The organism is Mycobacterium sp. 23, from assembly GCF_048287075.1.
GTDB classification, from domain to species: Bacteria; Actinomycetota; Actinomycetes; order Mycobacteriales; family Mycobacteriaceae; genus Mycobacterium; species Mycobacterium gordonae_B.
The window spans coordinates 2,453,396-2,477,606 of record NZ_JBLVUX010000005.1 but is presented as its reverse complement, the minus strand read 5'-3'; the positions used below and the strand labels follow the sequence as shown (position 1 = coordinate 2,477,606).

Here is a 24,211-nt window from a genome sequence, read left to right as displayed (position 1 = left end):
CATCCGTGTGACGCATCGTTTTCCACGTTCGGAGGGGTGGACCGCAACAGCCATGGCAGCCAGACAAGCGCAGCACGACGCCGCCGAAGCCTTGTATCGAGCAATCATCGAGACGTTGGACAAGCACCGCAACGAGCGCACCCTGAACGAGAACGTGCTGGACGCCCTGGGCCGTGCGTACGCGTCGATCTCGACGTGCGTTCCGGAGCAGGGTCGGCTCGGCTAGCACCTGCACAGCGGGTGCCGGCTCCACGGCCGGGCCCTGATCGTGCTCGCCCGTAGATCGAATTCCAGAGTGGCGTTGAGCGCCGCCGGCGGGTGGGGCTGCTGCCCCCGCACCGCGGCGACCACCTGATTGATCTGGCTCAGCGCCAGTGCGGCGGTCGCCAGCATGGTGGCCCGGTCGGCGACCCCGATGGTGTCGCGCAGCTGGGCCGCGATGGCCGGCCACGCCGCGTCGCGGTCACGTCGATGCAGATCAGCGCATCCCAGGCAGCTGGTCATTCCCGGCAAGACCAGCGGTCCCACCAGCCCAGTGCCGTCGCGAACCCGAACCGGAAGGTGCGGGACCCCCGCGCTGTGCAGGTCGCGCACCATGCGCGGGTCGGCCACCAGGACGTCCGTCAGGACCACTAGATCAGCGGTCGCCGTCGTGACCATGGCATGCGGCTGGCTGCTCTGCCCGGTCCGGACGCCCGAGGAGCGCAGGGCGCCGACCAGCAGGTCCGACAAGGGACCCCGGCCATGCACCCGGATCGACGCCGTCCGGCCGGACGACTTGCCGGCTCCGCGGGTGGCCACCCCGGCGTCGACCAGCCCGGTGACCAAATCCGTCAGGTCGGCGCCGGCCTGACGCTGCAGCTCCGTCAGCGACACCGGCGACCGCATCGTCCGCAGCAGCGCAGCGAGGGCGGGTGCGGTCAGGTCACCGGGGGGCCGGACCAGCACCGCGCGCCGGGGATCCCAGCCGACCTGCACCACGCCGTCGGGGCGCAGCAGCACCGGCATCGCCGGATCGAGCGCGTACAAGGGGGCCGGGGCCATGGGATGCCACGCTGCCAGGCCGGGGACGCGGCTGTGGTCCGTTATCCACAGGATCGCGGATCACCGCCGATCACCGGGAAATTAAGTAGCCGACTACTCACGCTTCCCCCGCCCACGCGCCTTAACTTCCAAGCAGACGAGCGGATTGCCGGGAGGGCACGACATGTCTTTTGTGATCGCGGCGCCGGAGATGATGGCAACAGCGGCAGCGGATCTGGCCGGTATCGAGTCGACACTCAACGCGGCCCGGGCGGCGGCGGCGGCTTCGACGACGCAGGTGCTGGCCGCGGGGGCTGACGACGTGTCGGCGGCGATAGCTGGGTTGTTCTCCGGGCACGCGCTGGACTTTCAGGCGCTCAGCGCGCGGGCGATGGCGTTTCATTCCCAATTTATGCAGGCGCTGACCGGCGCGGGGAGCGCCTATGCGACCGCTGAGGCGGCCAATGCCGCGGCCGTCGGAGACCAACTACTCGCTCTGATCAATCTCCCGACCAATGTGCTTTTGGGAACCCCGCTGATCGGCAACGGCACCGATGGCGCGCCGGGGACCGGGCAACCCGGTGGCCCGGGCGGTCTGCTGTTCGGCAACGGCGGCAACGGCGGCTCCGGCGCTCCCGGGCAGCCCGGCGGTCGGGGCGGCAATGCGTGGTTCTTCGGCAATGGCGGAGTCGGCGGCGCGGGCGGGGCCGGGGCCGGCGGCGTGACGGGGTCCGGTGGCGGCAGCGGCGGCGTCGGTGGGATCGGCGGCACTGGCGGGTTGTTCTTCGGCAACGGCGGGTCCGGCGGCATCGGCGGCGCGGGCGGAGCCGGCGGGGCCGTCACCGCAGGCGGCGTAGGCGGCCACGGCGGCACCGGTGGGAACGGCGGCGCCGGCGGCCAGGCCCGGGGATTGGCGGCATTGCTCGGCGGCCATACCGGCGACGGCGGCGACGGTGGCAGGGGCGGCGCCGGCGGCGCCGCCAACTTCAACGGCAGTGGCGCCGTCAGCGGCACCGGTGGCATCGGCGGCAACGGCGGCCACGGGGGCGCCGGCACCAATGGCGGCAACGGCGGCGGCGGGGGCGACGGTGGCAACGCCAGCGTCTACGCCACCACGTCAGCCGCGGGCGCCGGTGGCGGCGGGGGCGGCGGCGGCGAAGGCGGCAGCAGCACCGGTGGTGGCCACGGGGGCACCGGCGGAACCGGCGGTACCGGAGGCACGGCAGGCGCCTTCGCCAACGGCAACGGGAGCGGCACCGGAGGCTTCGACAATCTCCGCGGCGGCCTCGGCGGCACTGGCGGCGGCCCGGCGGGCACCACCGGAGGCCCCGGCGGCGGTGGAGGCGCCGGCACCGCCGCAATTGTCGGCAATGCCACGGCCACCGGCGTCAACGGTGTCGCCGGTCTCGGCACCGGCGGGGGACTGGGCGGCTTCGGGGGCTCCGCGACGGGCACCAGCACCGGCGTCTTCGCCTCCGGTGGCGGTGGCGGCGGTGGCGGCGGCGGTATCGCCGGAGGCACCGCAGGCAGCGGGGGGAGTGGCGGCGTGGTCGGCGGCGGGGGTGGCGGCGGCACCGCCGGCCACGCCGGCACCAGCGGGCTCGCCTTCGTTCAGAACGGCGGAGCGGCCACCGGCGCCCTGGGCGGCGCCGCCGGCGCGGGCGGCGGCGGTGGGGGTGGCGGCGGCAGCGGCAACGGCATCGGCATCGGTGCCACCGGCAAGGGCGGCAAGGGCGGCAACGGCGGCCCCTAGTAAGCCGGCTCTAGTCAGTTGTCGGCAGAACCGGGGTCGTCGCGGTCGAGCTCCGCTTCGAGACCGGAAAGGGCCTCATCGATCCCGCTGGTGTCGCCGCCGATCACCCGGTCGATGAAGGCCGCGGGGTCGTCGAGGTCGTCGGCCCCGGGCAGCAGGTCGGGGTGCTGCCAGACGGCGTCGCGCGCGTCCATTCCGGCGGCCTCGGTCAGTCGCTGCCACAACGCACCCGCCTCGCGCAGTTTGCGCGGGCGCAGCTCCAGCCCGACCAGGGTCGCGAACGTCTGCTCGGCAGGTCCGCCGCTGGCCCGGCGCCGGCGCAGCGTCTCGCTGAGCGCCGCCTCGCCGGGCAGCCGCTCGCCCAGTGCGGCGGTCACCACCGTCTGCACCCAGCCTTCGATCAGCGCGAGCAGCGTCTCGAGCCGCTCGAGTGCCTGGGTCTGCGCGGGAGTGGCCTTGGGTTCGAACACGCCCTGGCTCAGTAGCTGCTCCATGGCGGCCGGATCGGCCAGCGTAGCGGGATTGAAGTCCCGGGCCAGCTCCTCGATGCCGGTCATGTCGATCTTCATCCCCGCGGCATAGGCCTCGACGGCTCCCAGCAACTGGCTGGACAGCCAGGGGACGTGGCTGAACAGGCGGTGGTGCGCGGCCTCCCGGGCCGCCAGGAACGTCATGATCTCGCTGCGGGGCTGCTCGAGGCCCTCGGCGAAGGATTCCACCGCGTCCGGCAAGATCGCGGCGATCCCCTTCGGCCCGAGCGGCAGGCCGATGTCGGTGGACGTCAGCACCTCTTTGGACAGCCGGCCCAGTGCCTGGCCGAGCTGGGAACCGAAGGCGATGCCACCCATCTGCGACATCATCTGCAGCAGCGGCCCGGCCATGCCTTTGGCCTCTTCCGGCAGCGATTGCGCCCACACCGACGAGATCTGCTCGGCCATCGGATCGCACAGCCGCTTCCAGGTGCCCAAGGTGTTCTCGACCCAGTCCGACGGACTCCAGGCGACCGCTCGGGTGGTGCCTTCGGGCAGCGCCGTCGCGCCGTTGAGCCAGGTCTCAGCCAGGTGCACCGCGTCGGCGATCGCCGAGCTGGTGGTGGCGGGGATCGGTGCGACGAATCCGATCGAGCTGGTTGCGACCTGTCGGGCGAGGTCGTAGTTCACCGGTCCGGCGTCTTTGCCCGAACTCATGGCGCTGCCGACACCACCGAACATCTCACCCAGGCGGGTGAACAGCTGGCCGAGGTTGGCCATGTCGAAGTCACCGCCGAACCCGAACGGGTTGTTGCCCGCGCCTGAGCCGGGATCGTTCTTCTCGCGCTTCTCACGGTCGGGGTCGTCTCCACTGGAGAAGCCGAAAGGCAGGTCAGCCATGAGGTCAACCGTACTCACCGCACCAACGGAAAGCGCGGGGCACGGTCACGCTCTCAGCTGAACGCCGCCGCCGGCGCTGCCGGATAGGGTAAGCGGCGTGAACAGGCGGATTTTGACCTTGATGGTCGCGCTCGTCCCCATCGTGGTCTTCGGGGTGCTGCTCGCCGTGGTGACCGTGCCGTTTGTGTCATTGGGCCCGGGTCCGACGTTCGACACCCTCGGGGAGGTCGACGGCAAACAGGTCGTGCAGATCGAGGGCACCCAGACCCATCCGACGACCGGTCACCTGAACATGACGACGGTCTCCCAGCGTGACGACCTGACCCTGGGTGAGGCGATGAGTCTGTGGATCTCGGGGCAGGAGCAGCTGGTGCCCCGTGACCTGATCTACCCGCCCGGCAAATCGCGCGACGAAGTGGACCAGGCCAACAACGCCGACTTCAAGACCTCTGAAGACAGCGCCCAGTACGCCGCTCTGGGCTATCTGAAGTACCCCGAGGCGGTCACCATCGCCACGGTCACCGACCCCGGCCCGTCAGCCGGCAAGCTCAAGGCTGGCGATGCCATCGACGCGGTGAACCGCACGCCGGTGAGCAACGTCGAGCAGTTCACCTCGCTGCTGAAGAACACCAAGCCCGGCCAGGTCGTGACCATCGACTACCGCCGCAAGAACGAGCCGGCCGGCGTCGCGGAGATCACGCTGGGCACCAACAAGGACCGCGACTACGGGTTCATGGGCGTCGCCGTGCTCGACGCGCCATGGGCGCCCTTCACCGTCGATTTCAACCTGGCCAACATCGGTGGCCCCTCGGCCGGGCTGATGTTCAGCCTCGCCGTCGTCGACAAGCTCACCACCGGTGACCTGGCCGGTTCGACGTTTGTCGCCGGTACCGGCACCATCACCGTCGACGGCAAGGTGGGCCCCATCGGGGGCATCACCCACAAGATGGCGGCGGCGCGCGCGGCCGGCGCCTCGGTGTTCCTGGTGCCGGCCAAGAACTGTTATGAGGCGATGTCCGATATTCCGTCGGGGCTCAAGCTGGTGAAGGTCGAGACGCTCGGTTCGGCGGTGGACGCGCTGCATGCGATGACGTCGGGTGGTGCGACGCCGAGCTGCTGATCCGGCAGCTTGCGTACAGTTGTGGCCATCGGGAAAACGAAGCAGGGAGCGTAGCTAGTGGGAATGCGGCCCGCCGCAAGGATGCCGAAGTTGACTCGGCGCAGCCGGATTCTGATCCTGATCGCACTGGGTGTGATCGTGCTGTTGCTGGCTGGACCCAGGCTGATCGACGCCTATGTCGACTGGCTGTGGTTCGGCGAGCTCGGCTACCGCTCGGTGTTCACCACCGTGCTGGTCACCCGCATCGTGGTGTTTCTGGTGGCCGGCCTGCTGGTCGGCGGCATCGTGTTCGCCGGGCTCGCGGTGGCTTACCGCACCCGCCCGGTGTTCGTCCCGAGCAACGACAACGACCCGGTGGCGCGCTACCGCGCGGTGGTGCTGAGCCGGCTGCGGTTGGTGGGGATCGGCATCCCGGCGGCGATCGGTGTGCTGGCCGGCATGGTGGCGCAGAGCTACTGGGTGCGCATCCAGTTGTTCCTGCACGGCGGTGACTTCGGCATCGCCGAACCGCAGTTCGGCAAGGACCTCGGCTTCTACGCGTTCGAGTTGCCGTTCTACCGGCTGGTGCTGAGCTACCTCTTCGTCGCGGTGTTCCTGGCCCTGGTCGCGAACGTGGTGTCGCATTACCTGTTCGGCGGGATCAGGCTGTCGGGGCGCGCCGGCGCGTTGAGCCGCTCGGCCCGCATCCAGCTGGTCAGCCTGGTCGGTGTTCTGGTGGTGCTCAAGGCGGTTGCGTACTGGCTGGACCGCTACGAGTTGCTGTCGCACACCCGCGGAGGCAAGCCGTTCACCGGGGCCGGCTACACCGACATCAACGCGGTGCTGCCGGCCAAGCTGATCCTGATGGCCATCGCGCTGATCTGCGCGGCCGCGGTGTTCTCCGCGATCACGTTGCGCGACTTACGGATTCCGGCGATCGGGCTGGTTCTTCTATTGCTGTCGTCGCTGATCGTGGGCGCCGGCTGGCCGCTGATCGTCGAGCAGATCAGCGTCAAACCCAATGCGGCGCAGAAGGAAAGCGAATACATCAGCCGAAGTATCGCCGCCACCCGGCAGGCCTACGGGCTGACGCCGGACGTGGTGACCTACCGCAACTACACCGGCGACGGACAGGCGACCGCGCAGCAGGTGGCCGCCGACCGCGCGACCACCTCCAACATCCGGCTGCTCGACCCGACCATCGTGAGCCCGGCGTTCACCCAGTTCCAGCAGGGCAAGAACTTCTACTACTTCCCCGACCAGCTGTCCATCGACCGCTATCAGGACCGCGGCGGTAACCTGCGCGACTACGTGGTCGCGGCCCGGGAACTCAACCCGGACCGGCTGATCGACAACCAGCGCGACTGGATCAACCGGCACACGGTCTACACGCACGGCAACGGCTTCATCGCGTCACCGGCCAACACCGTGCGCGGCATCGCCAACGACCCGAACCAGAATGGCGGGTACCCGGAGTTCCTGGCCAACGTCGTCGGCGCCAATGGCAGTATCGTGTCCGACGGCCCGGCGCCGCTGGACCAGCCGCGGGTCTACTACGGCCCGGTGATCGCCAATGCGGCTGCCGATTACGCGATCGTCGGCAAGACCGGGGCCGACCGCGAATACGACTACGAGACCAGCACCGAAACCAAGAACTACACCTACACCGGCGCCGGCGGTGTGCCGATCGGTAGCTGGATCTCCCGCAGCGTGTTCGCCGCGAAGTTCGCCGAGCGAAACTTCTTGTTCTCCAACGTGATCGGCTCCAATAGCAGGATCCTGTTCAATCGTGACCCGGCGCAGCGGGTGGAGGCGGTGGCGCCGTGGCTGACCACCGACAGCGCGGTGTACCCGGCGATCGTGAACAAGCGGATGGTGTGGATCATCGACGGCTACACCACGCTGGACAACTATCCGTACTCAGAGCTCACGTCGCTGTCCTCGGCGACGGCGGATTCGAACGAGGTGGCGTTCAACCGGCTGGCGCCCGACAAGCGGGTCTCCTACATCCGTAATTCGGTGAAGGCCACCGTGGATGCCTACGACGGCACCGTGACCCTGTATCAGCAGGATGAGAACGATCCGGTGCTCAAGGCCTGGATGCAGGTGTTCCCGGGAACGGTGAAACCTAAGAGCGACATCAGCGCCGAGCTGGCCGAGCACCTGCGCTACCCCGAAGACCTGTTCAAGGTGCAACGCATGCTGCTGGCGAAGTACCACGTCAACGACCCGGTGACGTTCTTCTCCACCTCGGATTTCTGGGACGTGCCGCTGGACCCGAATCCGACCGCGAGCAGTTATCAGCCGCCCTATTACATCGTCGCGAAAAACATTGCCAAGAACGATAATTCGGCGTCGTACCAGTTGATCAGCGCGATGAACAGGTTCAAGCGCGACTACCTGGCCGCCTACATCAGCGCGAGTTCGGATCCCGCGACCTACGGCAGGCTCACGGTGCTGACCATCCCGGGCCAGGTCAACGGTCCCAAGCTGGCCAACAACGCGATCACCACCGACCCGGCGGTGTCTCAGGACCTCGGGGTGATCGGTCGCGACAACCAGAACCGGATCCGCTGGGGCAACCTGCTCACGCTTCCGGTGGGCCAGGGTGGGCTGTTGTACGTAGAGCCCGTTTACGCCTCCCCGGGTGCCAGCGACGCAGCATCCTCGTACCCGCGTCTGATCCGGGTGGCGATGATGTACAACGACAAGATCGGATACGGCCCGACCGTGCGCGACGCGCTCACCGGGTTGTTCGGCCCGGGTGCGGGCGATGCCGCGACCGGCATTCAGCCCACCGACGCCGGGGTGCCGGCCGCCCCGCCGGCCAATCCGCCGCCGCCGGCCAATGGGCCGGGCACGCCGCCTCCGACGGCGGCGGTACCGCCGCCGCCCGATGGTTCCGTTGGCCTGTCACCCGCCAAAGCCGCTGTGCTGCAAGAGATTCAAGCGGCGATCGGGGCGGCGCGGGATGCGCAGAAGAAGGGCGACTTCGCCGGCTACGGGGCGGCGTTGCAGCGGCTGGACGAGGCGATCACGAAGTTCAACAACACCAAGTAGCGGCTGCCCGCCCACTCTTGGTCGCGAGCGTCCGCGTTTTGCCGTCGACACGCCGTATGTGGCGGCATTTTGCGGACTTTCGCGGCGCCGGGTCAGCCCCGTGCCGCGGCCTGCCCACTCTCGGTCGCGAGCGTCCGCGTTTTGCCGTCGACACGCCGCGAAAGCTGGCATTTTGCGGACTCTCGCGGCGTCGGGTCAGCCCCGCGCCGCAGTGCGGAACCTCTCGCGGTAAGCCTTCGGCGTGACGCCGAGATGATCGACGAACACCCGCCGCAGGCTCTCGGCGCTGCCGAACCCCGCCACCCGCGCGGTCTCGGCGACGCTGCGCCCCGCGTCGAGGGCGGCACGCGCGGCGTCGATGCGCACCATCTCGACGTAGCGGGCCGGCGTCGTCCCGAGCTCGGACTGAAACAGCCGGGTGAGCTGCCGGGTGCTCAACGACGCTCGCGCGGCGAGGGTGTTCACGCTGTGGTTGTCCGCCGGGTTGGCCGAGATCGCGGCGGTGACCTTGCGCAGCGGGGACTCCGGCGGGGGGTCGGCCTCGACCAGCACCGAGAACTGCGACTGGCCGCCCGCGCGCTTGAGGTAGACGACCAACCACCGGGCCACGGCGCGGACCAGCTCTGTGCCGTAATCCATTTCGACCAGAGCCAGCGCCAGGTCGATGCCCGACGAGATCCCTGCCGAGGTGAAGACCTCGCCGTCGCGGACGAAGATGGCGTCGGGCTCGACGGTGATGTCGGGGAAGGCGCGGGCGAACAACCGGACTTCGTGCCAGTGCGTGGTGGCGCGGCGGCCCTGCAGTAATCCGGCCTGCGCGAGGACGAAGGATCCCGTGCAGATGGAGGCCAATCGCCGGGTCCGGCCGGCGATCGACCTGATCGCCTTGACCAGTGCGGGGTCCAGAGGCCGTCGCGGCAGGTCGTCGCTACCGGCGACCAGCACGGTATCCGCGGACTCGATGGACGCGATGGCGTCGGTGACGCCCAGCCGGGTCCCGATCGAGGTGGTGACATCGTTGCCGTCCACCGACGCGATTTTGAGTTGATAGTCGGCGCCGGCGCGATTGGCTTCCGCGAACACTTCGCCGGCCCCCGCAACGTCCAACATGGTCACGTCGTCGAAGACGACGATCACGATCACGCGAGCCCCCATCCGTCCATTGTGGCCGTGTCGCTTTCTGTGGGAAAGACGGCTCAATCGGCTACCTACAGACAGGGGCCGATCGCCGCAGACTGACCGCATGAACACTCAATCGATAGAAACCATTGCCGGCATCGCCATCCCGGACACGCCACTGGTCCGCGAGGTCACCGACTACATCCGCGCCGCCGAAGATGATCTGCTCTTCGACCACTCCCGGCGGGTCTTTTTGTTCGGCGCCCTGCAGGGGCGCCGGCTGGGTCTGCAACCCGACCTCGAATTGCTGTACGTGGGGGCGATGTTTCACGACATCGGCCTGACCGAGCGTTACCGCACGTCGATGTTGCGCTTCGAAGTCGACGGCGCCAACGCCGCACGCGACTTCCTGCTGGAGCGCGGCTACGACCCGGCCGATGCGCGAAAGGTGTGGCTGGGCATCGCGTTACACACCACGCCGGGAGTGCCGGAGTTCCTGGATCCCGAAATAGCCTTGGTCACAGCCGGTGTCGAGACCGACGTGCTTGGCATGGGCCGCGATGACCTGGCGCCCGAGGCGCTGGACGCGGTCACCGTGGCACACCCTCGGCCGGACTTCAAGAACCGCATCATCACCGCCTTCAACGACGGCATGAAACACCGCCCGGACAGCACCTTCGGCACCATGAACGACGACGTGCTGGCGCACTTCGACCCGACGTTCCAGCGGGAGAACTTCGTCGACATCATCCTGGGCAACGGGTGGGCCGAGTGATGGACATCTACGAAGCGCTCTACACCACCAGAATGATGCGGCGGCTGCGGCCCGATCCCATTCCGCTGGACACCCAGGCCCGCATCCTGGATGCTGCTGTCCGCGCCCCCAACGGTGGCAACACCCAACGCTGGCACTTCGTGGCGGTGGACGATCCGGGGCTCAAAGCCGAGTTCGCGCAACTGTTCCGGGCGGCCCGCGCCATCGAATACGAGAAGTTCAGCACTGGGACGGGGCCGATGGTGGCGCCGGCGCCGGGCGCGGACCCGGCCGCCCATGCCGAAACCATGCGCCGGATCAAGGGTTCGGGGAATTACCTCGCCGACCATTTCGAGGAAATTCCCCTGCTCCTTTTCGTGTTCGCCATCGACGATCTCTGCGGCGCCAACATCTTCCCCGCCATCTGGAGCGCGCTGCTGGCTGCCCGCGCCGAGGGTGTCGGCGGAGTCATGACCATGGTGCTGCGGAACTTCGCCGACAAGGTGAACGAGTTGCTCGGCGTGCCCGTCGGGGAAGGCTGGACCATGTCGGCGATGCTGGCCCTCGGCTACCCACTGGGCAGGTGGGGTGTGGCAGCCAATCGGCGCCCGGTGCAAGAGGTTTCGTCGCGCAACCACTGGGATGCGCCATTCGGTATCGAAGTGCCGCAGCCATTGTGGCCCGCGGCGTGATCAAACGAAAGGACCAATCATGACCACATCAGTGACCACCAACCGCCGTAATACCAACGAAGTCAGGTCATTTCAGGCCCCGTCCGGCTTGTTCGGCAACCTGCAGAAAGTGCTCGTCGACCTGATCGAGCTGCACCTGCAGGGCAAGCAGGCGCACTGGAACGTCGTAGGAACGAACTTCCGGGATCTGCACCTGCAACTCGACAGCCTCGTCGACGTCGCGCGGGAAGCCAGCGACACGATCGCCGAACGGATGCGCGCCCTCAACGCGGTTCCCGACGGGCGATCCGACACCGTCGTCGCCGGCACCACCGTGCCCCCGGCACCGCCGGGGCTGGTCAACGTCGCCGACACCGTCGACATCATCACCACCCGGATTCACGCCGTCGTCGGCACCCTGCGCGCCGTGCACGACGACGTCGACGACGCGGACCCCACAACCGCGGATCTGCTGCACGCCATCATCGACGGATTGGAGAAGGAAGCATGGCTACTCAAGGCCGAGATCGAGACGGCGTAACCGACCGTGCACTGATTCGGCACGGCATCTTCCTGTTCCTGATCGGACTGGTGACCGGCACGCAGGAGCAGCGCTTCACCAACATGCGCATGGCGCTGTCCGCGCACCTGGAAGGCGTGATGAACGGCACCTTCCTGGTCGCTCTAGGTGCCGGCTGGGGTCACATCGGCCTACCGGGTCCGGTGGCGGCGGTCGCGCGGTGGACGTTGCTCTACGGCACCTATGGCAACTGGCTTTTCACCACGCTCGGGGCAGCGATGGGCACCGCCGCCGCCAACCCGATTCTGTCGCAGGGTCATTCCGGGAGCCGCCGCCAGGAACGGTTCGTACTGTCCGGCTTTCGTGGCATGCGGTACGCCTTCCTGACTTCCGTGGTGCTCATCCTCGTCGGGCTGAGCCGCCGGGAGGGGGTGCGATCATGCGCCTCGTAATCGCCATGACCGGCGCGACCGGCGCTCCGATCGGGGTTCGCCTCCTGGAAGTGCTGGGGGAGTTGGGGGTCGAGACGCACCTGATCCTGAGTGACTGGGCGCGCGCAACCATCAAGCTCGAGACCGATCGCAGCGTCAACGACGTCCGCGGGCTCGCCTCACACAGTTACAGTGCCCGCGACCTCGCCGCTGGGATCTCCAGTGGGTCGTTCCGCACCGACGGCATGGTGGTCTGCCCGTGCAGCATGAAAACGCTGAGCGCCATTCGAATCGGCTACAGCGACAACCTGATCACCCGCGCCGCCGACGTCACGCTGAAGGAGCGACGCAGGCTGGTGCTGGTCGCACGCGAGGCGCCGCTGAGCGAGATCCATTTGGAGAACCTGCATTACCTGGCACGTGCCGGCGCGGTGATCTTTCCGCCGACGGTGTCGTACTACGCGCGGCCCGCGTCGATCGAGGAGATGACCGACTATGTCGTCGGCCGCGTCATCGACCAACTCGGGATCGAACACGACCTGATCAAGCGCTGGAAGGATCACGCGAATCATGAGCGACGCGAGCCCCGATCTGCGTAGCTGGCTGGCCACGCTGGAAGCCGCCGGCCAGTTGCGCCGGATCGTCGCGCGGGTGGACTGGAACGAGGAGATCGGCGCGATCACCCGGGCCAATCTTTCGCTCGGCGGGCCGGCATTGCTGTTCGAGAACATCGCCGGGCACGAAGAGACCCGATGCACCAAACTGCTGACATCAGGGATCGGGAGTCGGCGTCAGATCCAATTGATGTTGGGGCTGCCGGAGGGCACCAGCGACGCCGCCATCGTGCGTCACCTGAAAGAGGCTTTCCGACAACCGATTCCGCCGCGCATTGTCGACACCGGTCCGGTCAAGGAGAACATCGTCGCGGGTGACGACATCGACCTTTGGCAGTTCCCCGCACCGAAATGGCATGCGGCGGACGGGGGTAGGTACATCGACACGTTCTGCGGCGTGGTCACCGAAGACAGGGTGACCGGGCGCGACAACATCGGCGTGTATCGCGGCATGATCGTCGGACGGGACAAGATCGCCAAGCTGATGGTGCCCAGTCAGGGCTGGGGCGGCCACGCGCAGCAGTACAAGCCGGAACCGATGCCGGTGGCCGTCGTCTACGGCTGGCACGACGTATTGCCGTTCTGCGCCGGCAGTCCCTTCCCAAAGGAGGTGTGCGAGTGGGACATGATGGGCGGCCTACTGGGCCGACCGGTCGACCTGGTGGCGTGCGAGACCGTGCCGCTGCATGTGCCGGCCAGCGCCGAAATCGTCGTCGAGGGATTCATTGATCCCGACCCCGCCACCTTCATGGACGAGGGCCCCTTCGCGGAGTACCCGGGCTACCTGGACGGGTATCCCGCGCCCGCACCCGTGCTGCGGGTCACCCGGATCACCCATCGCAACGACCCGGTACTGCGCGGCACGCCCGAGGGAATCCGTCCCGGCTTCCTCAACGAGGATGCCATGGTCAACTACGCACGCTCGGCGATCGTGTGGAACATGTTGGAAGACAACGGGATCAGCGGCGTCACCGATGTGTGGATGTCGCCGGTGTCCAACGGCACCCACATCGCGGTGCAGATCCGCAAGGCCTACCGCGGTCACGCGCAGCAGGTCGCCGCGGCGCTGTGGGGCAGCGGCGGATCGGTCTGGTTCTACAAGCACGTCATTGTCGTCGAGGAGGACGTCGACATTCGCGACCCCGCCGCGCTGGACTGGGCCATGGCGTACCGGGTGAATGCCGGGCTCGGCGACATCGCCTGCTACGGACCAACTCTCGGCTCACCGCTGGATCCCTCGACCCCGCCGCAGAAGTCGAACTCCGGCGGAGGGGAGTGGACCCGGGTGCTCATCGACGCCACCCGCAGTTGGGATTTCGAGCCGAGGCCGGAGTGGGGTGGTCGGCATTATCCGGCGCTCAACACGATCGACCCGGAGCTGGAGTCGATCGTCGCCGCCCGGTGGGAGGAATACGGGATCGGCATTCCCTACCTGGACGATCGGCACCGGGAACTGCTGACGATGCAGCGGCTCACGTCCCCTTGACGTTCATGATCTGCCGCAGCGACGTCACCACCTCGACCAGGGATGCGGCATCGACCATGACCTGGTCGATGTCTTTGTAGGCCTGGGGGATCTCGTCGATCCACTGCTTACCGTGCCGGTACTCGATCCCGCGCATCGCGGTCGCCAGATCCTGCTCGGTGAACAGCTCCTTGGCCTTTGTCCTGCTGAACCGGCGGCCGGCCCCGTGCGGAGCCGACCAGAGCCCGTCGGCGTTTCCCTTGCCCCGCACGATGTAGGAGCGGGTGCCCATCGAGCCGGGGATGATGCCCAGCTTGCCTTCAGTGGCGTCGATCGCACCCTTGCGGGTCAGCCAGACCGTTTCACCGTCGATGGTGGTCGGGACGGTGTAGTTGTGGTGAGTGTTGATGCGGTCGGTTTCCACCCGCTGTGGCTGTGCGCCGATCCAGGACGCGAACACGTGGATGAACCGGTCCATCATCTCGGCACGGTTCAGGTAGGCGAAGCGCTGCGCCCACTTCAGATCCTTGATGTACCGGTCGAATTCGGGTGTGCCTTCCCGTAGGTAAGCGAGGTCGCGGTTCGGCAGCTTGACCTGTGGGTCGGCCGAGCACTGGTCGAGGGCGATCTTGATGTGCCGCTGCGCGATCTTGTTGCCGACGCCGCGGGAACCGCTGTGCAGGAACAGCCAGACGGTGTCGTCGGTATCCAGGCACAGCTCGATGAAGTGATTGCCGCCACCCAGAGATCCCAACTGCTGCATCCACTTCGGGCTGTGCGAGAGGTCGACGTCGAGTTCCTGCTGCAGCTTGAGCAGCTCGTCGTGCTTGCGGCCGGTGAACGAGAACCGTTGCAGGGTCTTGTTGTAGTTGCCGGGGGACAGCGGGATCGCGTCCTCGACGAGCTGCCTGAGTGCCGGCAGCTGCGGGCGGTAGTCACCGAAGTGGTCCGACAGGTCCTGCTCGGTGAACCGGGTCTTGGCCGCGACCATGCCGCAGCCGATGTCGACGCCGACCGCCGCCGGGATGACGGCGCCCCGGGTGGGGATGACGGTCCCGACGGCCGAGCCCTTGCCCAGGTGGGCGTCGGGCATCAGCGAGACGTGCGGGTGCACGAAGGGCATCGACGCGGTGACCTTGGCCTGCTCGACGGTGTTGCCGGCGATGTCGGTGGCGAAGTTGAGCAGCTTGGGCCCGAGTTGTTCGGGCATGACGATCTCCTAGATCATTGGTGTGGCGGTTGGGACGGTATTCCCACTACGGTCGCGTTGCAACGGATTTTGGCCGGGGCGGCGCTATCGACGCTGGTCAGGGCGCGATTTGGAGAGGTCCCCACGCGTTGGGTAACCTTGCGTTTACCGACGCGGGGTGGAGCAGCTCGGTAGCTCGCTGGGCTCATAACCCAGAGGTCGCAGGTTCGAATCCTGTCCCCGCTACAAAGTGGGATGGCCCTCAGGCGCAAGCCTGGGGGCTATTTTCTTGCCGTTGGGAGTCGTTCTAGGGACCTTTGCAAAAGCTAACGAATTTGTGAACTTTCCATTGCGCTGGCGTCAGGATGGTAGTGAGGGGGACCCGGTTAGTGGTCCAGCCGTTGTGCGGCTTGGGTTGGTGGGTCGTGTCCACATTAGGACAGCTCGGCCGGGCGTGTCCGCCGTGGGTAGTTCAAGGCCGATTGAGATTCGAGTACAAACTCATTGGTCTATGCCGGATCACGCTCGGCGAATGGGAGTTACTGGACCCCTTGGGCGATGATGTCCAGGGCTGAGTCGATGAGGCGTTCAAGGGTTTCGAAGTCGCCGTCGCCTGTTGCCAGCCAGATGTCGAGAGCGGTGAACATGGCAGAGCTGATGATTTGAGCTTGCAAGCGATCGTGGAGAAGGGCGTTGACATCGTTCCCGTCTGAGTCCTGTCGAAGCCGGCGTAGATGTTGGACGATTTCGTCGGCGAATTCTGCTTGAACGCGTCGCAGGTGCGCGTTGAGAATGTCGACTTCTAGTTCGCGCGTGCGTAATTGAGCTATTTCCAGCAGCGCGTCGTCGTAGGGGAACGACTCGACGGCGGCTCGCACCGACGTAACGAGCGGTTCTTTGGGAGGACGCATTTTCAATGCGGCGCGAAACCAGTCCAGTCGCGCGTCGTAATCGCTGAAGAGGATGTGTTCCTTCGAGGGAAAGTACCGGTAGAAGGTTCTTTTGGTGACACCGGCGTCGGCGGCGATATCGGCCACCGATGTGGTGGCAACACCCTGATCGAGAAAACGCCGGAGCGCGGCGGCGAGCAGAGATTGGCGGGTGCGCTCGCGAGTGGTGAAGCTGCTCGTCATCGTCGGAGAGTACCCCAATGACATCTGTGCGACACTATTGACATAAAATTGTCACCAGTGACATGGTGGTCTCGCGAGCGACCACGACAAGAACGGAAACCGCTATGGCTGACTACGACGCGATCATCATCGGCGCCGGGCACAACGGCTTGACGGCCGCCAACGTATTGAGCAAGGCCGGGGCGCGCGTCCTGGTTCTCGAGCGGGCACGGTTCGTCGGCGGGATGGCGGCGACGCGACAACTCTTCGACGGCTTCAAGCACAGCGTCGGCGCCTGGGCGGTACTGGTGTGGTCGGAACTAATGACCGAACGCCTCGAGCTGAGTAAGTGGGATTTTGAATTGGTCGAGCAGTGGTCGTCGGCATGCACGTTCGGCGAGCCTGAAGACACCCCCTTTGTGATGTACAACGACCCCGAGCGAATGGCACAGCACATGCTCGAGGACCACAGCCCCGACGTCGCCATGCGCATGGGCGACTTCTTCGCCCACCTGATGAAATTCGAGCCCTACTTCGATAAGGCCCGCTTCGATCCCAATGTGAACGTCTTCGAGGTCATCGCTGAACAGACCGATCCCCAGACCCGCCGGGACTTCGCGCAGATGTGGTTTGGCAGCGCCATGGACACCGTGCGTCGCTTCCTACCCAAAGGGGTCGGCGATCCGATCCAGGGATCGATGGCGGCGATGTCCATCGACGGCTTCGACGGTGGTCCCTGGACTCCGGGTTCGGGCACCTCGATGCTGTATCACTACCTGGTCCGCAGCCCGGGTGAGGCCAGCGACCGGATCCTCATGCCGCGCGGCGGTATTGGTTCACTGAGTTCTGCGCTGCAGCACCGCGCTGAATCGATGGGCGCCGAAGTACGCCTGAACACCGCGGTGAAGTCAATCGACTTGGTCGACGGCACGGCCACGGGTGTCACGCTGCGCGACGGTACCCGGATTTCGGCCGACATCGTGTTGTCGAGCCTTGACCCGCACACCACCTTCCGCGAGCTCGTCGGCGACGAACACCTTCCCGACGAGTATGTCCGCAAACTCAAAGAGATCAACTACGACCTGGGCTACCTGCAGGCGCACCTCACCATCGAGGGGGAGCCAGAATTCGTCGAGTGGCTACAGCCTTATGTTCATGACCAGGGACACACCGTACCGACCCTCGCGTATTTGCCGTCGGCGGAATACGTCTCCGACGGGTGGGATGAATATCGCTTCAACGCGTGTCCATCCAAACCCATCTGCTACCTGTACCTGCCCAGCATGGTGGATCATTCGCTGGCGCCGGAGGGATTCCACAGCGCGACGATCTACGCGCCCTACTTCCCCTACGGGCTGGACCCCGAGACGCACCGCACGATGAAAGACGCCTACACCGACGCGTGCATCGCCTCGATTGACAAGTACTCGCCGAAGTTCTCCGAACGGATCATCGACCGGGTGACCATGTCCGACAGGTACTTTCAGAGTGCCTTCAGCGCCCACAACGGAGACTTCACACACGGCACCCTGGCGCCGCTGCAGATGTGGGACAACCGGATGGCTCCAGGCGAACCCAAGTACGCCACCCCGGTGAACAACCTGTTCATGTGCGGACAAGGCACGCACGCTGGACCGGGGGTGACTGGCATCCCGGGCTGGAACGGCGGCACTGAGGCAGTCGAGGCGCTCAACGCCCGCCACGCCTCCGCGGTGCTCTGACGAAACGCACATCCTTCCGGAGGACCACCATGACCTATGTCGTCGTCGACGCCTGTGTCGACGTCAAGGACAAAGCGTGCATCGACGAGTGCCCTGTCGACTGCATCTATGAGGGCGCCCGCATGCTCTACATCAACCCCGACGAATGCGTGGATTGCGCCGCCTGCGAGCCGGTCTGCCCCGTCGACGCGATCTACTTCGACGAGAACGTCCCCGACGAGCTGAGCCACTACACCCAGTACAATCGCGATTTCTTCGACACACTCGGCTCACCCGGCGGCGCAACGAAACTCGGTGTGCTCGACCACGATCCCGAGCCCATCAAGTCACTGTCTGCACGCCAACTCTGATTACCACTTGGGAGGTTCAATGCGACGTGAAGACATGCTGGAGGCGATGCGCGCGTTGCTCGAACTCGACGCCGCGAAATCCACCACACTCGGCGACGACGTGGTCACCCTCGATGCTGCGCGGTTCTGCGACGTCGACGTGCTGAACCGGGAACGTGAGACCCTGTTCCTGAAGTACCCGCAAGTGGTTGCGATGAGCGTGGATCTAGCGCCCGGGCACTACTCGACCCAATCCGTTGCCGGGATTCCGGTGATCCTGACCCGCGATGGTGACGGAGGCTTCCATGCCTTCCTCAATGCCTGCCGCCACCGAGGCACCACCGTCGCGCAGGGATGCGGCAAAGCGCGCCGACTGACCTGTCCCTGGCACGCATGGTCCTACGACCTGCGCGGCACCCTGGTCGGGGTCGCGCACGCGCCGACGTTCGGCGACATCGATAAAACTATCAACGGACTGATCGAGCTACCCTCAGCTGAGCGGCACGGCCTGCTCTTCGTGGTACCCACCCCAGGTGAGGACATCGACGTCGACACCGCCCTGGCCGAGCTGGGACCCGAGCTTGCAGATCTGGGCTTCGACTCTCTGCACCCCGTGCGGCAACGCACCGCCGAAGTCGACATCAACTGGAAGTTAGCCAACGACACCGGCTTTGAGCTCTACCATGTCGCCTACCTGCATAAGGATTCCGTGGGAGCAGCGAACATCGGCAACACCGGTCTATACCGACAGTACGGGTTCAACCACCGCATGACCGCGCTCTCGCCGGCCGCGCGCGACATGGTCAACGCCCCCGACGACCAGTGGGACCCGATGGACTACCTGCAGTTCATCTACAACATTTTCCCCAGCACGGGGCTCGTCGTAGCCGGCCCCATGGTCGCGCTGACACGGCTCGACCCCGGCCCCGCCCCCAACACGTCGTCGTTTCGATTCACCAGCTACAGCTGGACACCGATCGACAACGACGACACCCGAGCCGGCGCCGAGATGCTCAACGAGTTCCTCTTCAACGTCGTACTCAACGAAGACTTCCCGACCGCTGCACGCACCCAAGTCAACCTCGAGACCGGCCTACTCGAACAGCTCCTCGTCGGACGCAACGAACCCGCGATCGCCAACGCACACGCCTCCTACGACGCCGTGCTCAACGCCAACAATCCGCTCGTTACCCGCTAGACCATGCCATGGGCGGGCAAACCGACGCACTGCACGGCGTTTCGGCCACCAGCCTATGGATGCTGCAATGCCGGGCCGCCGAAGCCCAACGCGCTGACCGCATCATCGACGACCCCTGGGCCCGAGCCGGGATCGATGAAAAGTGAACCGGTGCTGTTGAATCGGCACCAATCACTGACGGCGTGCGCCACGAACTCAGGTCCGTTGTCGAAGCGCACATAGTGGGGCGCGCCGTGTGTCAGGGATAGGCGGCCCAAGACATCGACGACGCCGTCGGCATCGATACAGCGATCGACCTCAATCGCGAGGGCTTCGCGGGTGAACTCGTCGATGACGTTCAACATCTTCAGTGTGCGGCCATCGGCGGTCGTGTCGAACTGACAGTCCATCGCCCAGATAACGCTCGGACGAATCGGTGACATCGCACCCACGGCGACACCGATACCGGTCAAACGCTTCTTGCGGCGGCGCTGCGGCACCCGCAGCCTCTCCTCGCGCCACAGTCGGCGGATGCGCTTGTTGTTTACCCGCCAGCCCGCCCGGCGGGCCATCTTCGCTGCCCGCCGCCACCCCCAACGTGGCCGATCCGTGGAGAACCGCCGCAACCAGGCACGCAGCTCGGCCTCCTCGGTGGTCATCGGCGGCGGCGTCAACCGCATCGTGGAACGGTGGATGCCTACCACGGTGCACGCCCGGCGTTGCGATACCCCGAACCGCTTGCGCAGCAACTCTACTGCGCGGAGTTGGCGGTTCGGGGCTAGAAGTTTCCCGCTGAGAGGTCCTTGAGCATCTCTATGTCGAGGGCATGGTTGGCGACCAGTCTTTTGAGGCCGGCGTTCTCGGCTTCGAGTTCTTTGAGCCGTTTGGCGTCACTAGCCTTCATGCCGCCGTGCTGAGCCAGCCAGCGGTGCCACGTCGATTCCGCGATCTCCGGATGCCGGCACACCTCGGCCAGCTCCTGGCCCGACGCGAGGAGTTTGTTGCCCTCGGCGAGTTTGCGGATGATCTGATCCGGCGTATGCCGCCGGCGTTTGTTCGATGCCATATCGAAGTTGATTCTTCCTGCCCGAACACTCGGGCAACAGAGTCTCACAGCGACTGGACCACTACGAGGGGCTCAGCTCAGTAGGGAGGAACTAAATCGCAGCTACGCCGCGACTGATCTTTGGACGTCCGCTAGAAAAAAAGCCCGCGCACTTTCCGCGGGCCGAGCAGCCCCCGCACTCTTCGACGTAGGCGTTCTTCCAATCCGATATCGACTGCACCGAGAAAGGCCGGACATCAGGGTCGAGAACACAGAGCGGCAGGTTGTAGATCGAGACGTTCACCCCAGCCGTCGAGAGCACGTCGACGCCAGCCTTCAATGGCTCCTGGTAGTCGACTGGGTCGATCCACAATTTGTCGTCGTTGGCGATCGCAAAGCCGGTGTGCTCCATACCCATCAGGGCGACGTGATCCACGAACGGCAGATTCCGTGCGATCCACGAGCATGTCTCGCGTAGCCGTGGCGCAGTGACGGCGTGAAGCACGATACGGATTTCGACTCGTTGACCGTGGTCCTTGAGTCGAAGCACGCCGAGGACTGTCTCGTCGAACGCCCCTTTCGACTGAACGACGTAGTCATGGATGCTATCGACGGCCGCATAGATTGGTATGCCTGCAGAAAGCTTCGGATGGTCAACTGCCGCCCAAGCGTCTGTGACTTCCGGAGTAGCAAAGGCACGACCGTTGGTGAGAACGTGAATCGCGGTGTCCGGAAGCAAATCACGTGTCAGCTCGAGTAGCCCTAGGAAGCGACGCCATTCCGTAAGAGGCTCGCCACCGGTGAACGTGAGCGCGCGCGTCGCTGGATCGACTAACGGAAGAGCTTGCGCAATTAGGTCGACTAACCAACCGTCGTCGACCTTCCTCGGCGGTTGCGAACACATCAAGCAGAAGTTGTTGCAGCGTTCCGTAACTAGGAAAAAATTGTGCCTCGATGAGCGACGGTAGAGCACCCGCAAGCGACCGGAGCGTGGATGGATCGCAAGGACGTCGCCCTCGCAGAGCTCGGCGAAGCCTGCAGGCACACGTACATAGCTCAACGACATGCCGTCGGGACGGGCACCGCGACCGACTGCGAGCCTGAAATTACGGGCGTGCGCCCGCTCCCAGTCGCGATGGTCTGCGATCAACGCGGCATCGCGAACACCCACTGGATAGCTGACCGGCGAGCGAAGCCGCCAACACTGTTGCTTTGCGCTCAAGTCGGCGAGGTCGGCGGTCGACGAAACTCCCGCGAGCACAAGAGGTTTCACGATGCCCATCTCCGGAGAATGGCGGCATCCTCGGGAGAATGTTCCAGAAGCTCAAACAGGTGCGTGATGACACCTTTTTGTCGCTCGCAGAACTCGGATAGAGGCTTAATGCCCAATACGTCATTCTGGGTTGCATGGTGATACACGGGGTCTGCGCCGCAGTGGGGCTCGAATACACACGTCGAGCACTGCGGCGCCGTTTGGGTCAACGAATTTGCGACCGCCGAGACCAATGTGTCAGAGAGCACGAGATCTCGGTAGGTGTGCTCGCGCACGTTACCGAGTTCGAAGCTGCGGTCGCCCATTTCCGCTAGCATCCGGGCCTCGTCAGACGCGAACACGGTGCCCTCGTAGTTGTAGACAAGCGCCCCTAGTCCAATTCCCGCCGGGCTTCTCAGGTCGACGTAACCGATGGGCTCGTCACTGAGCATTCGTCGAAGGATCAGCGCCGAATAGAATTCGGGGAAGCGCCGCCCAGACTTGTTGATCTCCAAGATATAGCGAAGACCATTCTTCCAGAATTGCAACCAGTCCTGCGCGCCATACTTATGGAATTGCTTGGTTTTGATAGCAAATCCATAGGGAGAGAGTGGGCGAAGAAAGATGCCGTCAAGCCCCAGCCTAATGTACTCGTCGACAATTCGGTTGACTTGATCAAGGCTCGCCTTAGTGGTCGTCATCAATGCGCAGACCTTATCTGGGCCGAGGCGTTCTTTAATGCGTGCAATGCCCGCGACCGCGAGTTCGTGACTGTTTTGGCCGCGGCGCGGTCTATTCTTGTTGTGTAGATCTCGAGGACCGTCTAGCGAAGTACTGAACAGAACGCCATGTTCAGCGCAGAAATCGAGCACTTCGTCACTTAGCAGGGCGAGGTTCGTAGCGATCACGAACTGGAGCTGCTTTCCACGGGTGGCCGCCCGCTGCTTTGCAGTCACCACAATCCATCGGATCAGTTCGAAGTTGAGCAGCGGGTCACCTCCTTGAAATTCAATCTTAATAAGCGGAGCAGGTGCAGATAGAGCAATATCCAGCGCCCGCGACGCCGTCTCCCGGTCCATGTCGTAGCTGACACGGTCCCTGCTTTGTCGGGAGACCTGGCAATACGGACACGAGTGTTCGCATCGGAGAGTGACCACGAACAAGTGGAGCGGAGTGGCCGCTCGCAGGAAGCTCAGCCGGCTACGCAAACGAAGCGCCAAGATCTGCTGCTGTGCGCGCTGATCAACCGACCCAACAAAAAGCTTTTCGAAGGCGCGCTCATAGAGTCCGTCACCGGGCGTGAGATCGAGCGCGCAAAGGCGGTCTAGCTCGGAAGCGGTCATCTCAGCCATGTCGCCAACCATGTTCCCGACAAGGAATCGCTCCGCGTCAAGCCGTTCGAAGCGGATAGGCAAGAGTTGAAGCGCATTCGTATCGGGGCGGAAGGAGTCAGGTGAGGTGAAATGGCCCATCGTCATTCCTCGTCGACTAGAGACCCGAACGCCAAAGCCACGATGACGTCGCGCAACCGGTTAGTCTCCCGGCCAATTTTCTCGCGAAGATTTTCGTCAGTAACCAAATTTAAAAAATAGCTACGCAACTCGTCGCCTTGAAGCCACTGCTGCGACGGTGAAAGTCGGCAAACGAAGCGCCCATTCACTTCGTCAATTTGGCAAGCGGCCTGGCCGATCAAACGGTACGCGGCTTCCTGCAGTGCGCCAAGATTTTGCAGCGAGACGTTGAACTCGACGACAATATCGGACTTTGACAGCTTACTCATCGGTTTTACCTCGCCGCTCAGCGCGCAGATAGAGGGGCCGCTGACATCTAATCCTTGTAGAGCATGAGAGCAATATCATTGGTAGTCAATGAGGGTAGCCGTCACAGTAATGTCCACCTCCATGCACAGCGGCTAAAGCTTGATTCGCGATGCTTACGGCCTCTTGCTCCGAGAGCCCGTAGAGTCGCTCGAGTTCGGTTGCGATTTGATTCACTCCGAACCCGCTGCTCGCCCGCGCACACGCGAGGCGGGCTACATCAGACGGATTCATTGGCGCCGGCGAGCTTTTGGTCGTCGACGGCGGCGTGGTGGTAGGCCCGTAGGGCGGATACGGTACGTATGGCACACCAGGAGCACCAGGGACATATGGCGTGCCTGGCACGTATGGGACATCCGGCACGTACGGCGCGCCTGGGGCGCCGCCGGACACATGCGACGAGTGCGACGAATGGGATACGTGAGATCCGTGCTGAGGGAACAATATGCCGTCGCTGGTTTGGTGCACGGTGAAGCTCATTAGCTCCGAGGCCGCTTGCAGGACGACTTTCTTATCTCTTCGCTCCTTCCGATCCGTTTTATTAGCGATCTGGGCATCATCCGAGCTTGCCGTATCCGCGGCTGGTGGAGTGACTACCGGCGCGGCGAGGGCAGCGAGCGCCGAAGCAAGGCTCAAGATCTTTGGTCGTTCACGCATTCCCACCTCTGGGAACTAGTCCTCGAACCACTT

General features: G+C 65.0%; 22 protein-coding genes, 1 tRNA gene and 1 pseudogene. 14 read left to right on the top strand and 10 right to left on the bottom strand.

Annotation, left to right across the window (positions count from 1 at the left end):
- The first annotated feature begins 52 nt into the window (after positions 1-52).
- Positions 53-226 carry a hypothetical protein gene (locus ACNQS7_RS12740; RefSeq protein WP_418012824.1) on the top strand — a complete coding sequence of 58 codons (174 nt, stop codon included), beginning with the start codon at positions 53-55 and terminating at the stop codon, positions 224-226.
- Here the strand turns inward: ACNQS7_RS12740 and ACNQS7_RS12735 are convergent.
- Positions 223-1,044, bottom strand: coding sequence for a TOMM precursor leader peptide-binding protein (locus tag ACNQS7_RS12735; RefSeq protein WP_418012823.1), 822 nt, complete (start codon positions 1,042-1,044; stop codon positions 223-225). The two genes, ACNQS7_RS12740 and ACNQS7_RS12735, sit on opposite strands and share 4 nt — an antisense overlap.
- A 163-nt stretch (positions 1,045-1,207) precedes the next feature.
- Here ACNQS7_RS12735 and ACNQS7_RS12730 point away from each other — a divergent pair, with 163 nt between their 5' ends.
- On the top strand, positions 1,208-2,776 hold the full coding sequence (locus ACNQS7_RS12730) for a PE family protein (protein WP_418012822.1): 1,569 nt from the start codon (positions 1,208-1,210) through the stop codon (positions 2,774-2,776).
- Positions 2,777-2,790: 14 nt separating this feature from the next.
- Here the strand turns inward: ACNQS7_RS12730 and ACNQS7_RS12725 are convergent, their stop codons facing one another.
- Complete coding sequence (locus ACNQS7_RS12725; protein WP_418012821.1) at positions 2,791-4,164, bottom strand: zinc-dependent metalloprotease; 1,374 nt, start codon at positions 4,162-4,164, stop codon at positions 2,791-2,793.
- Positions 4,165-4,243: 79 nt separating this feature from the next.
- Between ACNQS7_RS12725 and ACNQS7_RS12720 the strand changes: the two genes are divergently transcribed.
- Positions 4,244-5,266, top strand: a complete 1,023-nt coding sequence (locus ACNQS7_RS12720; RefSeq protein ID WP_310784519.1) for a PDZ domain-containing protein — start codon at positions 4,244-4,246, stop codon at positions 5,264-5,266.
- Between the two features lie 57 nt (positions 5,267-5,323).
- Positions 5,324-8,305, top strand: a complete 2,982-nt coding sequence (locus ACNQS7_RS12715; RefSeq protein WP_418012820.1) for a UPF0182 family protein — start codon at positions 5,324-5,326, stop codon at positions 8,303-8,305.
- 195 nt (positions 8,306-8,500) lie between these two features.
- Here ACNQS7_RS12715 and ACNQS7_RS12710 read toward each other — a convergent pair whose 3' ends face one another.
- Positions 8,501-9,460: a GlxA family transcriptional regulator gene (locus tag ACNQS7_RS12710; protein WP_418012819.1), complete on the bottom strand. Its 960-nt coding sequence runs from the start codon at positions 9,458-9,460 to the stop codon at positions 8,501-8,503.
- A gap of 88 nt (positions 9,461-9,548) precedes the next feature.
- On the opposite strand from ACNQS7_RS12710, the gene ACNQS7_RS12705 reads away from it, so the two are divergent.
- From ACNQS7_RS12705 to ACNQS7_RS12680, 6 genes are read left to right on the top strand one after another with little or no spacing between them, the layout of a single operon-like run.
- Positions 9,549-10,199, top strand: coding sequence for an HD domain-containing protein (locus ACNQS7_RS12705; RefSeq protein ID WP_418012818.1), 651 nt, complete (start codon positions 9,549-9,551; stop codon positions 10,197-10,199).
- Positions 10,199-10,870: a nitroreductase family protein gene (locus tag ACNQS7_RS12700; RefSeq protein WP_418012817.1), complete on the top strand. Its 672-nt coding sequence runs from the start codon at positions 10,199-10,201 to the stop codon at positions 10,868-10,870. Before ACNQS7_RS12705 ends, ACNQS7_RS12700 begins: the two co-directional genes overlap by 1 nt.
- Positions 10,871-10,889: 19 nt before the next feature.
- Positions 10,890-11,390 carry a Dps family protein gene (locus tag ACNQS7_RS12695; RefSeq protein ID WP_418012816.1) on the top strand — a complete coding sequence of 167 codons (501 nt, stop codon included), beginning with the start codon at positions 10,890-10,892 and terminating at the stop codon, positions 11,388-11,390.
- Positions 11,357-11,821: a hydrogenase gene (locus ACNQS7_RS12690; RefSeq protein ID WP_418012815.1), complete on the top strand. Its 465-nt coding sequence runs from the start codon at positions 11,357-11,359 to the stop codon at positions 11,819-11,821. The genes ACNQS7_RS12695 and ACNQS7_RS12690 overlap by 34 nt, the downstream gene beginning before the upstream one ends.
- Complete coding sequence (locus tag ACNQS7_RS12685) at positions 11,809-12,399, top strand: UbiX family flavin prenyltransferase (protein WP_055577370.1); 591 nt, start codon at positions 11,809-11,811, stop codon at positions 12,397-12,399. Before ACNQS7_RS12690 ends, ACNQS7_RS12685 begins: the two co-directional genes overlap by 13 nt.
- Positions 12,371-13,900, top strand: coding sequence for a UbiD family decarboxylase (locus ACNQS7_RS12680; RefSeq protein WP_418012814.1), 1,530 nt, complete (start codon positions 12,371-12,373; stop codon positions 13,898-13,900). Before ACNQS7_RS12685 ends, ACNQS7_RS12680 begins: the two co-directional genes overlap by 29 nt.
- On the opposite strand, the gene ACNQS7_RS12675 is transcribed toward ACNQS7_RS12680, so the two are convergent.
- On the bottom strand, positions 13,887-15,089 hold the full coding sequence (locus tag ACNQS7_RS12675; protein WP_418012813.1) for an RtcB family protein: 1,203 nt from the start codon (positions 15,087-15,089) through the stop codon (positions 13,887-13,889). The genes ACNQS7_RS12680 and ACNQS7_RS12675 overlap by 14 nt on opposite strands.
- Before the next feature lie 151 nt (positions 15,090-15,240).
- On the opposite strand from ACNQS7_RS12675, the gene ACNQS7_RS12670 reads away from it, so the two are divergent.
- A tRNA-Met gene (locus ACNQS7_RS12670) sits at positions 15,241-15,314 on the top strand.
- Between the two features lie 293 nt (positions 15,315-15,607).
- Here ACNQS7_RS12670 and ACNQS7_RS12665 read toward each other — a convergent pair.
- Positions 15,608-16,201 carry a TetR family transcriptional regulator gene (locus ACNQS7_RS12665; RefSeq protein ID WP_310784537.1) on the bottom strand — a complete coding sequence of 198 codons (594 nt, stop codon included), beginning with the start codon at positions 16,199-16,201 and terminating at the stop codon, positions 15,608-15,610.
- Positions 16,202-16,263: 62 nt separating this feature from the next.
- Between ACNQS7_RS12665 and ACNQS7_RS12660 the strand changes: the two genes are divergently transcribed.
- From ACNQS7_RS12660 to ACNQS7_RS12650, 3 genes are read left to right on the top strand one after another with little or no spacing between them, the layout of a single operon-like run.
- Complete coding sequence (locus tag ACNQS7_RS12660) at positions 16,264-17,901, top strand: NAD(P)/FAD-dependent oxidoreductase (protein WP_310784539.1); 1,638 nt, start codon at positions 16,264-16,266, stop codon at positions 17,899-17,901.
- A 29-nt stretch (positions 17,902-17,930) separates the two neighbouring features.
- A complete protein-coding gene (fdxA, locus tag ACNQS7_RS12655; protein ID WP_310784542.1) occupies positions 17,931-18,251 on the top strand; it encodes a ferredoxin in 321 nt (106 codons plus the stop codon).
- Positions 18,252-18,270: 19 nt separating this feature from the next.
- Positions 18,271-19,428 carry an aromatic ring-hydroxylating oxygenase subunit alpha gene (locus ACNQS7_RS12650; RefSeq protein ID WP_418012812.1) on the top strand — a complete coding sequence of 386 codons (1,158 nt, stop codon included), beginning with the start codon at positions 18,271-18,273 and terminating at the stop codon, positions 19,426-19,428.
- Between the two features lie 122 nt (positions 19,429-19,550).
- Here the strand turns inward: ACNQS7_RS12650 and ACNQS7_RS12645 are convergent.
- The 5 genes and pseudogenes from ACNQS7_RS12645 to hxsA2 form a co-directional block, all read right to left on the bottom strand.
- Positions 19,551-20,473: pseudogene (locus ACNQS7_RS12645) on the bottom strand (IS3 family transposase); the annotation flags it as partial.
- A gap of 91 nt (positions 20,474-20,564) precedes the next feature.
- Positions 20,565-21,734, bottom strand: a complete 1,170-nt coding sequence (hxsC, locus tag ACNQS7_RS12640) for a His-Xaa-Ser system radical SAM maturase HxsC (RefSeq protein WP_418012811.1) — start codon at positions 21,732-21,734, stop codon at positions 20,565-20,567.
- Positions 21,722-23,176, bottom strand: coding sequence for a His-Xaa-Ser system radical SAM maturase HxsB (gene hxsB / locus ACNQS7_RS12635; RefSeq protein ID WP_418012810.1), 1,455 nt, complete (start codon positions 23,174-23,176; stop codon positions 21,722-21,724). The genes hxsC and hxsB overlap by 13 nt, the downstream gene beginning before the upstream one ends.
- A gap of 2 nt (positions 23,177-23,178) precedes the next feature.
- Complete coding sequence (locus ACNQS7_RS12630) at positions 23,179-23,484, bottom strand: hypothetical protein (protein ID WP_418012809.1); 306 nt, start codon at positions 23,482-23,484, stop codon at positions 23,179-23,181.
- Positions 23,485-23,569: 85 nt separating this feature from the next.
- On the bottom strand, positions 23,570-24,178 hold the full coding sequence (gene hxsA2, locus ACNQS7_RS12625) for a His-Xaa-Ser repeat protein HxsA2 (RefSeq protein ID WP_396890947.1): 609 nt from the start codon (positions 24,176-24,178) through the stop codon (positions 23,570-23,572).
- Positions 24,179-24,211: the final 33 nt, after the last annotated feature.

Coding starts and splice junctions, on each gene's coding strand:
- ACNQS7_RS12740 (WP_418012824.1), top strand. CDS start 53: ATGGCAGCCAGACAAGCGCAGCACGACGCCGCCGAAGCCTTGTATCGA.
- ACNQS7_RS12735 (WP_418012823.1), bottom strand. CDS start 1,044: ATGGCCCCGGCCCCCTTGTACGCGCTCGATCCGGCGATGCCGGTGCTG.
- ACNQS7_RS12730 (WP_418012822.1), top strand. CDS start 1,208: ATGTCTTTTGTGATCGCGGCGCCGGAGATGATGGCAACAGCGGCAGCG.
- ACNQS7_RS12710 (WP_418012819.1), bottom strand. CDS start 9,460: ATGGGGGCTCGCGTGATCGTGATCGTCGTCTTCGACGACGTGACCATG.
- ACNQS7_RS12705 (WP_418012818.1), top strand. CDS start 9,549: ATGAACACTCAATCGATAGAAACCATTGCCGGCATCGCCATCCCGGAC.
- ACNQS7_RS12700 (WP_418012817.1), top strand. CDS start 10,199: ATGGACATCTACGAAGCGCTCTACACCACCAGAATGATGCGGCGGCTG.
- ACNQS7_RS12695 (WP_418012816.1), top strand. CDS start 10,890: ATGACCACATCAGTGACCACCAACCGCCGTAATACCAACGAAGTCAGG.
- ACNQS7_RS12690 (WP_418012815.1), top strand. CDS start 11,357: ATGGCTACTCAAGGCCGAGATCGAGACGGCGTAACCGACCGTGCACTG.
- ACNQS7_RS12685 (WP_055577370.1), top strand. CDS start 11,809: ATGCGCCTCGTAATCGCCATGACCGGCGCGACCGGCGCTCCGATCGGG.
- ACNQS7_RS12680 (WP_418012814.1), top strand. CDS start 12,371: ATGAGCGACGCGAGCCCCGATCTGCGTAGCTGGCTGGCCACGCTGGAA.
- ACNQS7_RS12675 (WP_418012813.1), bottom strand. CDS start 15,089: ATGCCCGAACAACTCGGGCCCAAGCTGCTCAACTTCGCCACCGACATC.
- ACNQS7_RS12665 (WP_310784537.1), bottom strand. CDS start 16,201: ATGACGAGCAGCTTCACCACTCGCGAGCGCACCCGCCAATCTCTGCTC.
- ACNQS7_RS12660 (WP_310784539.1), top strand. CDS start 16,264: ATGGTGGTCTCGCGAGCGACCACGACAAGAACGGAAACCGCTATGGCT.
- fdxA (WP_310784542.1), top strand. CDS start 17,931: ATGACCTATGTCGTCGTCGACGCCTGTGTCGACGTCAAGGACAAAGCG.
- ACNQS7_RS12650 (WP_418012812.1), top strand. CDS start 18,271: ATGCGACGTGAAGACATGCTGGAGGCGATGCGCGCGTTGCTCGAACTC.
- hxsC (WP_418012811.1), bottom strand. CDS start 21,734: ATGGGCATCGTGAAACCTCTTGTGCTCGCGGGAGTTTCGTCGACCGCC.
- hxsB (WP_418012810.1), bottom strand. CDS start 23,176: ATGGGCCATTTCACCTCACCTGACTCCTTCCGCCCCGATACGAATGCG.
- ACNQS7_RS12630 (WP_418012809.1), bottom strand. CDS start 23,484: ATGAGTAAGCTGTCAAAGTCCGATATTGTCGTCGAGTTCAACGTCTCG.
- hxsA2 (WP_396890947.1), bottom strand. CDS start 24,178: ATGCGTGAACGACCAAAGATCTTGAGCCTTGCTTCGGCGCTCGCTGCC.